Source organism: Chryseobacterium sp. TB1-D10, from assembly GCF_059803555.1.
Genome location: NZ_JAPFHB010000002.1, coordinates 397627 through 412297, shown reverse-complemented (window position 1 = coordinate 412297; position 14671 = coordinate 397627). Strand labels below are relative to the sequence as shown.

Below are 14671 nucleotides of genomic sequence, written 5' to 3'. Positions count from 1 at the left end.
TTTTGAAAAATTACTATACAATATTTCAAAAACAGCCTATCTTTTTTAGATTAAAAAATTATATTTGTGAAAATTGATCTGATATATTAAAAAAGAGTATTTATGAGTAAAATTTCTGATAGATTGAACAGACTGAGTTATTCTCAGACTTTTGTGATGAGCAACAAAGCGCGAGATATGAAGGCCGCTGGAATCGATGTGATAAGCTTGACTTTGGGAGAACCGGACTTCGATGTTCCTCAGAAAATCAAACAAGCTGCCTTTGATGCCATTAATGAAAATTACAGCCACTACTCGCCTGTTCCGGGATTTTTGGAATTAAGACAAGCCATTTCCGCAAAACTGAAAAGAGATAACGATCTTGATTACAAACCGAATCAAATCTGTGTTTCCAACGGTGCAAAGCAATCTATCATCAACGTTTTATCGGCTATCGTAAATGATGGCGATGAAGTGATTCTTCCTGCTCCTTATTGGGTAAGTTATGACGAGATGGTAAAACTGGTTGGCGGAACTTCAGTATTTATTGAAACTTCTATTGATACTGAATTCAAATTTACAGCTGAACAATTAGAAAAAGCAATTACACCGAAAACCAAAGCCTTATTATATAGTTCGCCTTGTAATCCTTCGGGAAGTTATTACACAAGAGAAGAACTGGAAGCCATTGCCAATGTGGTAGCCAAATATCCTCACGTCACCATCATTTCAGATGAGATCTACGAATTCATCAATTATGAAGGCGAACACGTTTCTATCGCAAGTTTCCCGCAAGTTTACGAGCAAACTGCGGTAATTAACGGAATGAGTAAAGCATTTGCAATGACAGGCTGGAGAATCGGATATTCTGCTTGTCCGGAATGGTTGGCAAGCGCTTGCGACAAAGTTCAGGGTCAAATGACGAGCGGCGCAAATACTGTGGCACAAAGAGCTTCCATCACTGCTTTGCAGATGGATCCTTCTGAGTTGCAATATATGATCACAGAATTTCATAAAAGACGTGATCTTGTTTTTGAATTGATGAAAGACATCAAAGGTTTTAAATGCAATCTTCCAAAAAGTGCTTTCTATTTCTTCCCGGATATTTCTTATTTCATCGGAAAAAACCTGAATGGAACTGAAATTAAAGATGCTGACGACTTCGCAATGTTTTTGCTTGAAAAAGCGCACGTTGGCTGTGTTGGTGGTGTAAGTTTCGGAAGTCCGGAATGTATCCGTTTTTCTTATGCAGCTTCGGAAAAGGATTTGAGAGAAGCAATGAAAAGGATCAAGGATTGTGTAGAGCAATTTTAATTATTCTTTTAAATATTTATCATAAAACATCACGAAAGTGGTGTTTTTTATTTTCAAAATCTTTAAAAATTCTGACTTTGCTCAATTATAATGTTAATTATTTGTTTGAAATTCGAGTAATATTTTGAAACTGAATCATTAGTAATATTATTAATAAGAACATCAATATCAAAAAATCCCTGAATAACACTGTTAGTTTCAAATCTTTCAAATCGATAGATTTTATAAATCGATAATTAATATTCAATTCACAAAATCTTTGTAATTTCGCACTATCAAAAAATAACAATTTAAACTTTAATATTATGTCATTAGTAGGTAAATTATTCCCAAATGTTGCGATTGATGCAATGAGCGAAATGGGTGATGATCTTAAGATCAATGTTTTTGAAGAAGCTTTAAACAATCAGCAAAAAGTTATTTTGTTCTGGTATCCAAAAGATTTCACTTTTGTTTGCCCTACAGAATTACACGCATTCCAAGAAGCTTTACCGGAATTTCAAAAAAGAAATACAGTTGTAATCGGTGCATCTTGCGACACAAATGAAGTTCATTTCGCTTGGTTGAACACGCCAAAAGACAACGGCGGTATCGAAGGTGTAACTTACCCAATCTTGGCTGACACGCACAGACAATTGGCAAACATCCTTGGAATCGTAGATCAGGATTTGGATTACGATGAACAAGGAAACGAGGTTTACACAGGTTCAAACGTAACTTACAGAGCAACTTATCTAATCGACGAAACTGGAAAAATCTTCCACGAATCTGTAAATGATATGCCTCTTGGAAGAAATGTGAAAGAATATCTTCGTTTGATCGATGCTTATGCTCACGTACAAAAACACGGCGAAGTGTGCCCTGCAAACTGGGAAGAAGGCAAAGAAGCAATGAATGCCAACAGAACCGGCGTTGCAGAATACTTCAGCAAAAACTAATTGATTTTCATAATCAATTATCATTTATAATTAATCATTAATAATTGCAAAAATGTACATAGAACTTACAGAAGACAACTTACAACAAATTGTAAGTGAGAATGATAAAGTGATGGTTCAGTATGGTGCAACGTGGTGTGGAAACTGCAGAATTATGAAACCAAAATTCAAAAAACTGGCTTCAGAAAATGATGAGATTCCTTTCTATTACGTAGATGCAGAGAAATTGCCGGAAAGCAGAAAGCTTGCAACTGTTGACAATTTGCCAACGTTTGCAGTATTTGAAGGTGGAAATTTGAAAAGCCAGGTTCAAACAAATAAGGCAGATAGCTTAACTACATTATTTTCAGAAATAAAGAATTAATTAATTTTTAATCATTTAATTTTTTAATTTATATAAAATGAAATTACCCATCATAAGACAGTTTTATCAAAACCAAACGCCGGAAAATCTGGAAGCGACTTTGGAAGTTTTGGAAAGTTTTTCAGAATTTCGAAATGTTTCTGAAAAAGACCTGAACGTTGCAGGAGAATTGATAACAAACATTTGCGGAGCGCTGGAAGTTCACGCAAACGTCAACAACGGAATGAGCGAAAAAGATGCGCTTAACTCATTTGCTCAAAAGGTAATGGGATCCATAGATAAATAGAAGTTAACTTTTATATTATATTAAGGCTTTAGAATCATTTTCTAAAGCCTTTTTTATTACATTTGAATAAATCAAAAAACTATGAAAGATTTTATTGCCGCACTTCCAAAAGCTGAATTACATTTACATATCGAAGGAAGTTTTGAACCCGAATTAATGTTCGAAATTGCCCAAAGAAACCAAATCGAGATTCCTTACAAAACGATTGATGAAGTCAAAAAAGCTTATCAATTCTCTTGCCTGCAGGATTTTTTGGATATTTATTATGCAGGAGCAGGCGTTTTGATCCACGAGCAGGATTTCTATGATTTGGCGATGGCTTATTATCAAAAATGTTACGAAAACAATGTGATTCATACAGAGATTATGTTCGATCCGCAAACCCATACAGAACGTGGAATTACCTTCGAAACAGTCATTAATGGATTGCAAAAAGCCAGAATTGACGCCAAAGAAAAGTGGGGAATCAACTCACTTTTTATAATGAGTTACCTGCGACATTTGTCAGAAGAATCAGCATTTGAAACTTTGAAACAATCACTTCCTTATAAAGATCTCATCACTGCTGTTGGACTGGATTCCTCCGAAATGGGAAATCCGCCAACAAAATTCAAAAATGTGTTCGAAGCTTCCGTAAAAGAAGGCTACATTCCAGTCGCTCACGCCGGCGAAGAAGGTCCAACTGAATATATCTGGGAGGCAATTGATATCCTTAAAGTTGCCAGAATCGATCACGGAAACAGATGTCTGGAAGACGAAGATCTGGTTACTGAAATCGTAAAAAGAGATTTAGCCTTGACGGTTTGCCCACTTTCCAATCTTGAGTTGAGAAACACAGATGTAATGATCAATCATCCTTTAAAAAAATTATTGGACAAAGGCATCAAAGCAACGGTTAATTCAGACGATCCTGCTTATTTTGGAGGTTATATGAATGCAAATTTTGAAGCTGTTCAGGAAGCTTTGAATTTGTCAAAAGAAGACATTATTACTTTGGTTAAAAATTCTTTCAACTACTCTTTCGCAACCGATGAGCAAAAGAAATATTATTTGGAGAAAGTGGATGAAGTTGCAAATAGCCAAGAATAAAAGACCAAATAATCACTGGTTTAAAAGTAAAAAGTCCTGAAAATATTTTTTCTGGACTTTTTGTTTTTTATATTTGATTCATCTCATCCGCTTCTTCCATCAGTTTGAGATAAGTGATGTATCGTGTTTCTTCCAGTTCTCCGGTTTCTAATCCTTTCAGAACGGCACATTTTGGTTCGTTGATGTGCATACAATTGTGATATTTGCAACTCCTACCCGCTTTGAAAATCTCCGGAAAATAATGCTGAATTTCTTCTTTCTGAACATCAATCATTGCAAATTCCCGAACACCCGGCGTATCAATGACAGAGCCTCCAAAATCCCAAAAATGCATTTGAGCAAAAGTCGTCGTATGTTTTCCTTTGAGTTGAGATTCTGATATTTCTCCGGTTCTGATATGAAGATCCGGCTGCATCGCATTTACCAAAGTTGATTTTCCGCAACCGGAATGTCCGAAGAAGACAGATGTTTTATCTTTAATTTTATCAATCAAAAAATTGAGATTGAGTTTGGTGTAAGATGAAATATTCAAAGTGTCGTAACCAATGTTCTGATACATCGCTTCAATGTTTTCTACTATTTGCTTTTCCTCGTCATTCAAAGTATCCATTTTATTGAATAATATCAAAGTCGGAATGTTATAAGCTTCACAACACGCTAAAAAACGATCCAAAAATCCTAAGGATGTTTCAGGAAATTTCAGAGTATAAATAAAGCAGGCAACATTTACATTCGAAGCAATAATATGTGCTTCTTTAGAGAGGTTAACAGATTTTCTGATAAGGTAATTTTTTCTCGGAAATATCTTTGTGATCCAAGCTACATCATCCTGCTCCAAAGAAAATTCTACTTCATCTCCTACTGCCAATGGATTTGTAAGTCTGGTTTTTATAAGTTTGAATTTACCCCGGATTCTGGCTTCGTAAACAGTTTTGTCTGTTTCTTCCAAAACCTGATACCAGCTTCCTGTAGATTTGATGATGATTCCTTTCAAAAAATAGATTTTAATGTTTTACAAAGTTAAAGCTTTTATCGTGTTGACAAATAAAAACCCTTTCAGAGTTTGAAATTCTGAAAGGCCTGGTTGTTTTTATTGACAAAACTTGTTTTTATCTCGAATCTGCAGCCCGACTTGAGCGGAAATCCTTTTTTGCTTTGATTTTACTTTCTATTGAAGACAGATCATCTGCAAAAAAAAATTGACTTCGTCGAGCCACTTCTTTAGGTTTGAGAGCGAAAGGCGGAAATAGCTGCACAAATATTATCTGTCGATCATAATATTATTCTGAACCTCAATACTTTCTTCGTGGATCGCTTTGAAAACTTTCTCAATGAATTCCTGAGACATTCCCGTTTCAGAAGCTTTTTGGTTCGCATATTCTGTGATCACTTTCCAACGTTCCGGCTGGAAGATCGCGATGTTGTTTTCCTTTTTCAGAGTTCCGATCTTTTCAGAAATCTTCATTCTTTGAGAAAGTAATTCGATCAATTGGAAATCCATATCACTGATGAGTGTTCTGTGTTTTCCCATTTCGTCTTCATAACCGGAAATATCTGAATTACGAATCTGAAGATTATTGATCATTTCTGCCAAAACTTCCGGCGTAATTTGCTGAGAAGCATCGCTCCAGGCGTTGTCCGGATCTTCGTGACTTTCTATGATTGCCCCCTGGTAACCAACGTTGAAAGCTTCCTGCGCAACACCAGCCAAGCCGGTTCTGTTACCGCAAATATGTGATGGATCTATGAATAACGGAATATTCGGGAATTGATTTTTGAAATCCAAAGCGATTTGCCAGTTCGGGATATTTCTGTATTTTGTTTTTTGGTAAGTGGAAAAACCTCTGTGGATGGCGCCAACATTCTCAATCCCTTGACCTAACAATCTCTCCAAAGCGCCAATCCAAAGTGCTAAATCCGGATTTACAGGATTTTTCACCAAAATCGGTTTGTTGGTTCCCCTCAAAGCCTGAGCAATTTCCTGAACTGTAAAAGGATTAACAGTAGATCTTGCGCCTATCCAAAGGATGTCAACGTCTGCTTCCAACGCTGCAAAAACGTGGTGTGCATTTGCAACCTCAGTCGCAGTTTTGAAACCATATTCTTCTTTTACTTTTTTCAGCCAGTTAAGACCGATCACGCCTACTCCTTCGAAACCGTTTGGTTTGGTTCTTGGTTTCCAAATTCCAGCACGGAAAGCGGAAATCTGCGCCCCACTTTCTTTTAGTCTTTTTGCAGTTCCAAGCATCTGCGATTCGCTCTCTGCGCTGCAAGGTCCTGCTATGATCATTGGATTTGCGAAGTCGTTAATCCAATCATTTTTTAATTCATTAAGGTTCATATTTTTAATTTTATAAATTTTAAATTAATGCAATAGTATATCTGTTATAAATGTTGATTTATAATTCTTTTCCAAAAAAACGTTTAAAAACTTTAAATGAGTTGCGGAAGTTTGAATTGTTCCACAGATTTTTGAGAAAGAAATTTAGTTAGCTAAACCAATAAAATCGGTAATAGTTTCTAAAATTTCTATAATAAGATCCAAAAAAGCTAAATGATCCACCAAAATACTCGGTAGATCTAGAAGTTGTGAAATATGGAAAATTAGTTGATTCCATTTATTAATGCCTTACTGAAAGGCTTTTTAGCTTGATTGGATTAGATGATTTCAACTATTTTCATCGAAATCTTGAACAAATATATAAATTAATGGGAAATGGGAACGATGATTGTGCAATTAATTTTTCATTTAGTGATAAATGTCTGAAAAAATTAAAATGAAATTTTATTTTGATTTTGTTTCATTCTCAATTTTAACGAGCATCTCTTTCGCGTTGGAATTACCCGGATTGAGTTCCAAAGACTTCTGATAATTCTGTTTGGAAAGCGCGTATTCTTTATTATTAAAATAAGATTCAGCCAAACTGTCGTAGGCGTTTCCAGAGTTAGGGAATTCGGAAACATACAGTTGGAATAGTTTGATGGCTGATGCTACTGCTCCCGTTCTCATCAATTTATAGCCCAAATTATTCAGTTCAGATTCATCAGAAAAGTTGTAAAATTGGGGTTTGTTTTTCTTCAGCTCTTTGTAATAAGCAATTCCGGAATCGATATTTTCAAAACATTTTTTCTCAATTTCTCTTCCGATTAATTTTTGACCAAAAGGTTTCAAATCGTCAATCAGATTTTGGACAGCATTGTATAAATTACCATAGGTATTTTCGCCACCTTGATTTGTAATCACAGAAATACCGATGTTATAATCCGGGAAAACCCAAAACAAATTCTGTGTTCCGAAGGCGCCACCGTGTTTTCTGGCATTTCGACCATTGTGATTTACTGTAACTTCATCCCAAAAATACGCGTTCCAGTAATTTTTATTATTGAGTAAATCTCTTTGTGATTCCTGAACGAGCGGATTTTTTTTATCTAATTCAAATTTCAAAAATGTCGTCAAATCACTTAAAGTTGATTTCAAATAACCTTGAGAACCCCAAAGCGAGTAAGGCAAAAATGGCATCAGAACACCGTTTCCATCATAACCATTGGCGATAGTTTCATTTTGACTGATATGAAGTTTTGTATGATCTAACTTTAATGGAATTAAAATATTTTCCTTCAATAATGTCTCATAACTTTTTCCGTAAACATTTTCCAAAATATGAGCAGTCAATTGCAAAGTTCCATTATTATAATTATAAACCGTCCCTGGCAAAGTCTCTACTTTGATTGATTTCAAATCTTTGAAAAACTGCTCTTTCGTATAAGCTTTTTCCAGTTTTTCAACTTTGAAAGCAGTACTGTCATTTCTTACCTTCATAACTTCACTTCTGTCAGGCAAATCTTTGTTGAAACCGGATTTCAAAGAAACCAAATCCTTGATTGTAACAGGCGTTCCATTGAATTGAAGATTCGGATAAGAACCAGTGATGTATTTTCTGATATCGTCATCCAATGTTATTTTGCCATCCAAAACAGCTTTTGCCACCAAAGTTCCGGTAAACAATTTGGTAACGGAAGCAATTTCAAACAATGTAGAATTATTCGCTTTGTTACCTTTGCCTTTGTCGATTTCGCCGTAATGTCTGGTGTAAGTCTTTCCGTCTTTTACAATTCCGATGGAGAAAGAATTTGCTTTTGAGTTCTTCAAAAACAACTCTGCCTGAGCATCCATTGCTGCATAAATTTGGTTTTCTGTTGTAATTTTCTGAGCAAATGCGGAAATTCCTGATATCAATGTAATAATAAAAAGCAGTCTTCTCATTGTTGAATTTTTGTGGTAATTTATAGTTCTGTTATTAGGACAACTCAGAAACAGGCTTTATTACATTTTAAAATAATTTAAGTCAAATCGAATCTCATCAAATCATCCAGATCTTTCAGAAGCGGATTGATTTCCACAAACTTTTCGAAGATTTTCCTTTTGGTCATCACTTCTTTTTTGATGGTCAAATCTGTGATGTATTCAATTTCGATTTTAAAATTATTGACCTTATGTTTGAAATGGTTGAAGAATTCAATACTCAATCTGTCAAACTCAACTTTGGCTGTTCCGGAAGAATACTTTACGGTAATTTGATGTTCATCCGATTTTTCTAACTTAAAGGTACTGATTGCGTTATAAGCTAAGGTGTTGGTTTTAGAAAGATTTTTCAGAAAAATATCCCATTCCCTATCAATATCGGTTTGTGAAAAATGGTTGGAAGGCAAATTCTCATCTTTGACTTCTGCAAATTCATCCTTTTGAGTTTCCTCTTTTTTTTCCAAAGCCGCTTTGATGCTGAATTTGGAATTAGAAGAACTCCTCGCAATAGGTTCAGACGCTTTCTGAATTACCTTTTTAGGTTCTTCGAAAGATATTTTGGTTGTTGGTTGCTGGTTGTTGGTTGATGGTAATTTAGCTTCTGGTCTTGACTCTTCAGTCTTGATTCTTGGCGCTTGAATAAGATTAGCTTCAAGAAGCGGCGCTAATATTAAGAATTTTTTTTTTTAGCTTCCAAACCTGCAGTGAGACTTGATAATTGCATCAAGGCAATCTCAACAGTCAAACGTTGATTTTTGGAATTTTTATAATTGATGTCGGCGAAATTGCAAATCTCAATTCCGTCTATCAATTCCTGAGCTTTCCATTTTTGGGATTGTTCAGCAAATTTGGATTTGGTTTTTTCTCCAACTTCGATTAGGTTCAGAGTTTTTGGATTCTGAGCCATCATCAGATCACGGAAATGATTTCCCAATCCGGCGATGAAAATGTGCGGATCAAAACCTTTTTTAATAATTTCGTCGAACGTTGTCAAAACGCCAGGAATATCATTTTCTTTCGCCAAATCAGCGATTTTCAGATATTGGTCGTAATCCAGAATATTGAGAACTTCGGCTGCTTTTTCGAGCGTGATATTTTTCTGAGAAAATGTACTCAATCTATCGAAGATTGATAAAGCATCTCTCAAAGCACCATCCGCTTTTTGAGCAATCAGATAAAGTGCATCATCTTCATAAGTAATGCTCTCCTTCTCAGCAATCTTTCTCAAATGCTCCTGAATATCTTCAATTGTGATTCTTTTGAAATCATAGATTTGACATCTGGAAAGAATCGTAGGAATGATTTTATGTTTCTCAGTCGTTGCTAAAATGAAAATAGCGTGTGCCGGCGGTTCTTCCAAAGTTTTCAGGAATGCGTTGAAAGCAGCCTGAGACAACATATGAACCTCATCGATAATATAAACTTTATACTTTCCGACTTGAGGCGCAAATCTAACCTGGTCAATCAATTCGCGGATGTCGTCTACCGAGTTATTGGAAGCGGCATCTAATTCATAAATGTTAAATGCAAAACCGTCATCATCCGCTGCTCCGGATTTCTCATTGATTTTACGGGCAAGAATTCTGGCGCAGGTTGTTTTACCAACACCTCTTGGTCCGCAGAAAAGCAATGCCTGAGCCAATTGACTTTCGTCGATGGCGTGTTCCAAAGTATCGGTAACGTGCGATTGCCCGACAACAGTGTCAAACTCTTGCGGACGGTACTTACGTGCGGATACGATGAAATTTTCCATTGCTCAAAAGTAAGGATTAATTGTGAATTTTGGAAATGGTTTTGAAATAATTGTTGAATGGTTTTGGAGAAGATTTAAACGCAAAGAGCGCAAAGATTCTTTGAACTTATTGCAAATATTTTTAAGGTTCGCAAAGGCGTAAAACTCAGCAAAGAAATACAGTAAATTTAAAACGTAATTTTGTCATTCCGTAGGAATCTCGAAAGTATAGATTCCTACGGAATGACAAAGGTTGTATTAAAGACAAATGTTCAAATTTGCGAAGCTGCAGCCCGACTTGAGCGGAAATCCTTTTTTGCTTTGACTAAAGTTCAATTTAACTGAAATCTTGAGCAAAAAAGATTGGGAGCGGAAGGCGGAAATAGCTGCCCAAATAATAATTATTAAAAAAAAGAGAGCAAAACTGCCCTCTTTTAATTTTATATCGATGAAATTAATTACAATTCCAAAGCTTTTCTTTCGTCGCCATCCATTAGGAATTCTACCGGATTGTCGATTGCTTCTTTTACTGCTACCAAGAAGCCTACGGATTCTTTTCCATCGATGATTCTGTGATCATAAGACATCGCAACGTACATCATTGGACGAATTACGACTTGTCCGTCAACAGCAACTGGTCTTTGGATAATGTTGTGCATTCCCAAAATCGCAGATTGTGGCGGATTGATAATTGGTGTTGACATCATAGAACCAAAAGTTCCACCATTGGTGATAGTGAACGTTCCGCCAGTCATCTCGTCAACCGTAATTTTTCCGTCTCTTACTTTAAGAGCAAGGTCCTTGATGTTAGCTTCAACTCCTCTTAGAGACATATTTTCTGCATTTCTAAGAACCGGAACCATCAAACCTTTTGGTCCTGAAACCGCGATAGAAATATCTGCAAAGTCATAATTGATTTTGAAATCTCCGTCGATAGATGCGTTCACATCCGGGTAAAGTTTCAAAGCTCTGGTTACAGCTTTCGTGAAGAAAGACATAAATCCAAGTCCAATACCGTGTTTTGCAGCGAATTCTTCTTTATATTGTTTTCTGATTCTAAAGATCTCAGACATATCAACCTCGTTGAAAGTCGTCAACATTGCAGTTTCATTTTTCACTGAAACTAATCTTGCAGCGATCTTTCTTCTAAGAACTGAAAGTTTTGTAGTCGATTGACTTCTGTTTCCACCACTTGCGCTTCCCATTGCAGGAACCGAAGCTGTAACAGCGTCATCTTTAGTAATTCTGCCATCTCTGCCAGAACCAGTTACCTGAGAGGCCTGAATTCCCTTTTCATCAAGGATTTTCTTAGCAGCAGGAGAAGGCGTTTGAGCAGCGTAAGTTTCAGTTTTTGCAGCCTCAACTTTTGGAGCAGGCGCCGGTTCTTCTTTTTTAACTTCAGCTTTTTGCTCTTCTTTTGGTTTTTCTGCAGCTGGAGCAGCGCCACCTTCTGGTTTTGCAGCATCCATATCAATAAGACAAACCACTTGACCAACCTGAACCACTTCACCTTCTTCAGCCTTCAAAGTGATGATACCACTTTGCTCCGCAGGAAGTTCCAAAGTTGCCTTATCAGAATCTACTTCTGCAATTGGCTGATCTTTTTCTACGTAATCACCATCTTGTACTAACCAAGTCGCAATTTCTACTTCTGTGATTGATTCTCCCGGTGAAGGAACTTTCATTTCTAATATTGACATATTCTATTTTGTTTTTAATTTCAGAACAGCCGTAACTGTTATTCTTTATAGTTTATTAATTTTATTAAGCTGTAACCGGTCTTTTTACAGGTTCATCATTGCACTGGAAAACAGCATTGATGATCTTGGTCTGATTTTTCTCAAACATCTTATGACTTCCTGGTGCAGGTGTTCCACTTGCAACCGGAGAAATCAGCTGGATGTCTGTATTTCTGAAGTTTCTCAAAATGAAACTCCAAGCACCCATATTTTCAGGTTCTTCCTGAGCCCAGATTAAATCTTTCTTATTGCTGTATTTATTAAAAATTTCTGTGATTTTTTCAAAGTTCAATGGATAAATCTGCTCTAATCTTACCAAGGCTACCTTATCATCATTAATTTCTTCTTTCTTAGCCAAAAGATCGTAGTATAATTTACCAGTACAAAGTACCAATCTTTCCACTTTTGCAGGATCAGCCGTTGGATCGTCCAAAATAGGCTGGAAAGTTCCTGTTGCAAGATCTTCTAATGGAGAAACTACTTTTGGATGTCTCAGTAAAGATTTTGGTGTCATAATTACCAATGGTTTTCTGAAACCGAATTTCATTTGTCTTCTCAATAAATGGAAATAGTTTGCCGGAGAAGTGATGTTCGCAACAATGATATTTTCATTTGCAGCAAGCGTCAGGAATCTCTCAAGTCTTGCAGAAGAGTGTTCTGCGCCTTGACCCTCGGATCCGTGAGGCAGCATCATTACCAATCCGTCCTGGATCTTCCATTTTTCTTCAGCAGCAACCAGATATTGATCAACAATGATCTGAGCACCGTTGGTAAAATCTCCAAACTGAGCTTCCCAGATTGTCAATGTTTTAGGTGCAGCCATTGCATAACCGTAATCAAATCCTAAAACGCCATATTCTGAAAGATGTGAGTTATAAACGTCAAATCTTTGGTCGTTCACGTGTCTTAGTGGGATATATTCTTCCTCAGTGTCTTCTGTTTTCACAACAGCGTGGCGGTGAGAGAATGTTCCTCTTTCCACATCTTCTCCGGAAAGTCTTACATTATAACCTTCAGTAAGTAGTGTTGCATAAGCCAGCAACTCTCCTGCTGCCCAATCCAAAGAATTATTTTCAACCATCTTTACTCTGTTTTCGAAAAGACGGGTAATTTTATTAATGAATTTCTTATCTGCTGGAAGTGTCGAAATTTTAATCGCAAGTTCCTTCAGTCTTTCAAGGTCGTACGTTGTGTCAACATTTGCATTGGCAACTGCACCTTTCGTCCCCAGTGGGAAATCTGTCCAGTCGTCTTTCATAAAGACGTCCATCGTATTTCTCTCGATTTCCTTGGAAGCATCAAAATTCTCATCAAGCAACGCTTTGAATTCTTTCTCCATCTTGCTCAAAACCTCGTCAGAAACAACATTTTCTTTAATTAAAAGATCTTTGTAGATCTCTCTTGGATTCTGATGTTTTGAGATTAATTTATAAAGATTTGGTTGAGTAAATCTTGGCTCATCACCTTCATTATGACCATATTTTCTATAACCTAAAAGGTCGATATAAACATCTTTACCAAATTTTGCACGGAAATCTGCTGCAAATCTGATGGCGTGAACAACAGCTTCTACATCATCAGCATTGATGTGCATCACTGGAGAATCTGTCACTTTTGCAATATCTGTACAGTAAACAGATGATCTTGCATCAGTATAGTTGGTTGTAAAAGAAACCTGATTATTCACAACGATATGAACTGTTCCGCCCGTTTTGTAACCTTCCAGATTCATCATCTGAGCGATCTCATAAACGATGCCCTGACCAGCAATTGCACCGTCTCCGTGGATCACAATTGGTAAAACTTTTGAATAATCGTCTTTGTAAACATTATCCACTTTCGCTCTGCAGATTCCTTCTACAAGGGCAGCTACAGTTTCTAAGTGAGATGGATTAGGCGTTAAATTGATTCTAACTTCTTCCCCGTTTGCAGTCGTGATTTTTTTAGAAGAACCCAAGTGATATTTTACATCACCGGAGAATACATCTTCTTCAAATTCCTTCCCTTCAAATTCTGAGAAAATCTGTTTGTATGATTTTTGGAAAACATTAGTCAATACATTCAGACGTCCTCTATGAGCCATTCCAAGCACAACTTCGTCAACGCCTAACTGAGAAGACCTTGTAATCAACTGATCCAAAGCTGGAATCAAAGATTCGCCTCCTTCAAGAGAGAAACGTTTTTGACCTACGAATTTTGTATGAAGATAATTTTCAAACGCCACTGCTTGGTTCAATTTGAAAAGGATCTCAGTTTTTTCCTGAGCAGAAAGTGTTGGATGGTTTTCATTGACGTTTACCCATTCCATAATCCATTTCTTCTCCTCCACATTCTGGATGTGCATATACTCTACTCCGATAGAATCGCAATAGATGTTCTGAAGATGCGTGATGATTTCCTGCAAAGTTGCTGCAGCAGGCATTCCGGTTTGTGTTGCGGAAGTGAATTTCTTGTTCAGATCCTCCTTGGACAATCCGAAGTTTTCTATATCAAGAGTCGGAAAATAAAATCTTCTTTCTCTTACTGGATTTGTTTTTGTAAAAAGGTGACCTCTTGATCTGTAAGCTTCGATCAGGTTCACTACTTTGAATTCCTTTGAAATATCTTCTGAAACTGCATTATTTGTAACAGCTTGCTGAGCATATTGAACTGGAGCAGAACCAGATGGCGCTGCAGAAACCGAATCATCATCGCCATAGTTCTCTAAAGCGAAGTCAAAACCTTGGAAAAAAGACTTCCAAGAAGGTTCAAGAGAATCGGGGTATTTTTGGTATTGCGTATACATATCATCAATTAATTGAGCATGTACGGCATTTAGAAATGAAAATTTATCCATTATTACAGATTATCTGTTAAATATTTATTATTAAATAATTGCCACCAAATTTACGAAATTTTTGTGGATTGGCATTATTTGCCCTGATATA

At 36.5% G+C, this 14671-nt stretch carries 12 protein-coding genes; 5 read left to right on the top strand and 7 right to left on the bottom strand.

Annotation, left to right across the window (positions count from 1 at the left end; all coding sequences use genetic code 11):
* Nucleotides 1-102 precede the first annotated feature (102 nt).
* From OPU68_RS04265 to OPU68_RS04245, 5 genes are all read left to right on the top strand, one after another.
* Nucleotides 103-1293, top strand: a complete 1191-nt coding sequence (locus OPU68_RS04265; protein WP_498472754.1) for a pyridoxal phosphate-dependent aminotransferase — start codon at nt 103-105, stop codon at nt 1291-1293.
* Nucleotides 1294-1598: 305 nt separating this feature from the next.
* Complete coding sequence (locus OPU68_RS04260; protein WP_498472753.1) at nt 1599-2231, top strand: peroxiredoxin; 633 nt, start codon at nt 1599-1601, stop codon at nt 2229-2231.
* Between the two features lie 52 nt (nt 2232-2283).
* Nucleotides 2284-2595 carry a thioredoxin family protein gene (locus tag OPU68_RS04255; protein ID WP_498472752.1) on the top strand — a complete coding sequence of 104 codons (312 nt, stop codon included), beginning with the start codon at nt 2284-2286 and terminating at the stop codon, nt 2593-2595.
* Between the two features lie 37 nt (nt 2596-2632).
* On the top strand, nt 2633-2881 hold the full coding sequence (locus OPU68_RS04250; protein ID WP_498472751.1) for a DUF6952 family protein: 249 nt from the start codon (nt 2633-2635) through the stop codon (nt 2879-2881).
* 81 nt (nt 2882-2962) lie between these two features.
* Entirely contained in the window at nt 2963-3970 is a 1008-nt protein-coding gene (locus OPU68_RS04245; RefSeq protein WP_498472750.1) for an adenosine deaminase, read from the top strand.
* Nucleotides 3971-4037: 67 nt separating this feature from the next.
* Here the strand turns inward: OPU68_RS04245 and rsgA are convergent, their stop codons facing one another.
* The 7 genes from rsgA to OPU68_RS04210 all read right to left on the bottom strand — a co-directional run bounded on the left by rsgA (nt 4038) and on the right by OPU68_RS04210 (nt 14580).
* The gene (gene rsgA, locus OPU68_RS04240) at nt 4038-4964 is read right to left on the bottom strand and encodes a ribosome small subunit-dependent GTPase A (protein WP_498472749.1); all 927 of its coding nucleotides are present in this window, start codon (nt 4962-4964) and stop codon (nt 4038-4040) included.
* Nucleotides 4965-5231: 267 nt separating this feature from the next.
* Complete coding sequence (locus OPU68_RS04235) at nt 5232-6311, bottom strand: chorismate mutase (RefSeq protein WP_498472748.1); 1080 nt, start codon at nt 6309-6311, stop codon at nt 5232-5234.
* Nucleotides 6312-6755: 444 nt separating this feature from the next.
* On the bottom strand, nt 6756-8234 hold the full coding sequence (locus OPU68_RS04230) for a serine hydrolase (protein WP_498472747.1): 1479 nt from the start codon (nt 8232-8234) through the stop codon (nt 6756-6758).
* A 77-nt stretch (nt 8235-8311) separates the two neighbouring features.
* The gene (locus OPU68_RS04225) at nt 8312-8737 is read right to left on the bottom strand and encodes a DUF8439 domain-containing protein (RefSeq protein WP_498472746.1); all 426 of its coding nucleotides are present in this window, start codon (nt 8735-8737) and stop codon (nt 8312-8314) included.
* Nucleotides 8738-8943: 206 nt separating this feature from the next.
* Nucleotides 8944-10026: a DNA polymerase III subunit gamma/tau gene (gene dnaX, locus OPU68_RS04220; protein WP_498472745.1), complete on the bottom strand. Its 1083-nt coding sequence runs from the start codon at nt 10024-10026 to the stop codon at nt 8944-8946.
* A 437-nt stretch (nt 10027-10463) separates the two neighbouring features.
* On the bottom strand, nt 10464-11705 hold the full coding sequence (gene odhB / locus OPU68_RS04215) for a 2-oxoglutarate dehydrogenase complex dihydrolipoyllysine-residue succinyltransferase (protein ID WP_498472744.1): 1242 nt from the start codon (nt 11703-11705) through the stop codon (nt 10464-10466).
* 64 nt (nt 11706-11769) lie between these two features.
* Nucleotides 11770-14580, bottom strand: a complete 2811-nt coding sequence (locus OPU68_RS04210) for a 2-oxoglutarate dehydrogenase E1 component (protein ID WP_498472743.1) — start codon at nt 14578-14580, stop codon at nt 11770-11772.
* Nucleotides 14581-14671 lie beyond the last annotated feature (91 nt).

Bases quoted from the DNA above. Each gene is read 5' to 3' on its own strand.
- OPU68_RS04265 (WP_498472754.1), top strand. From the start codon at position 103: ATGAGTAAAATTTCTGATAGATTGAACAGACTGAGTTATTCTCAGACT.
- OPU68_RS04245 (WP_498472750.1), top strand. From the start codon at position 2,963: ATGAAAGATTTTATTGCCGCACTTCCAAAAGCTGAATTACATTTACAT.
- OPU68_RS04250 (WP_498472751.1), top strand. From the start codon at position 2,633: ATGAAATTACCCATCATAAGACAGTTTTATCAAAACCAAACGCCGGAA.
- OPU68_RS04210 (WP_498472743.1), bottom strand. From the start codon at position 14,580: ATGGATAAATTTTCATTTCTAAATGCCGTACATGCTCAATTAATTGAT.
- OPU68_RS04255 (WP_498472752.1), top strand. From the start codon at position 2,284: ATGTACATAGAACTTACAGAAGACAACTTACAACAAATTGTAAGTGAG.
- OPU68_RS04230 (WP_498472747.1), bottom strand. From the start codon at position 8,234: ATGAGAAGACTGCTTTTTATTATTACATTGATATCAGGAATTTCCGCA.
- dnaX (WP_498472745.1), bottom strand. From the start codon at position 10,026: ATGGAAAATTTCATCGTATCCGCACGTAAGTACCGTCCGCAAGAGTTT.
- OPU68_RS04260 (WP_498472753.1), top strand. From the start codon at position 1,599: ATGTCATTAGTAGGTAAATTATTCCCAAATGTTGCGATTGATGCAATG.
- OPU68_RS04235 (WP_498472748.1), bottom strand. From the start codon at position 6,311: ATGAACCTTAATGAATTAAAAAATGATTGGATTAACGACTTCGCAAAT.
- odhB (WP_498472744.1), bottom strand. From the start codon at position 11,705: ATGTCAATATTAGAAATGAAAGTTCCTTCACCGGGAGAATCAATCACA.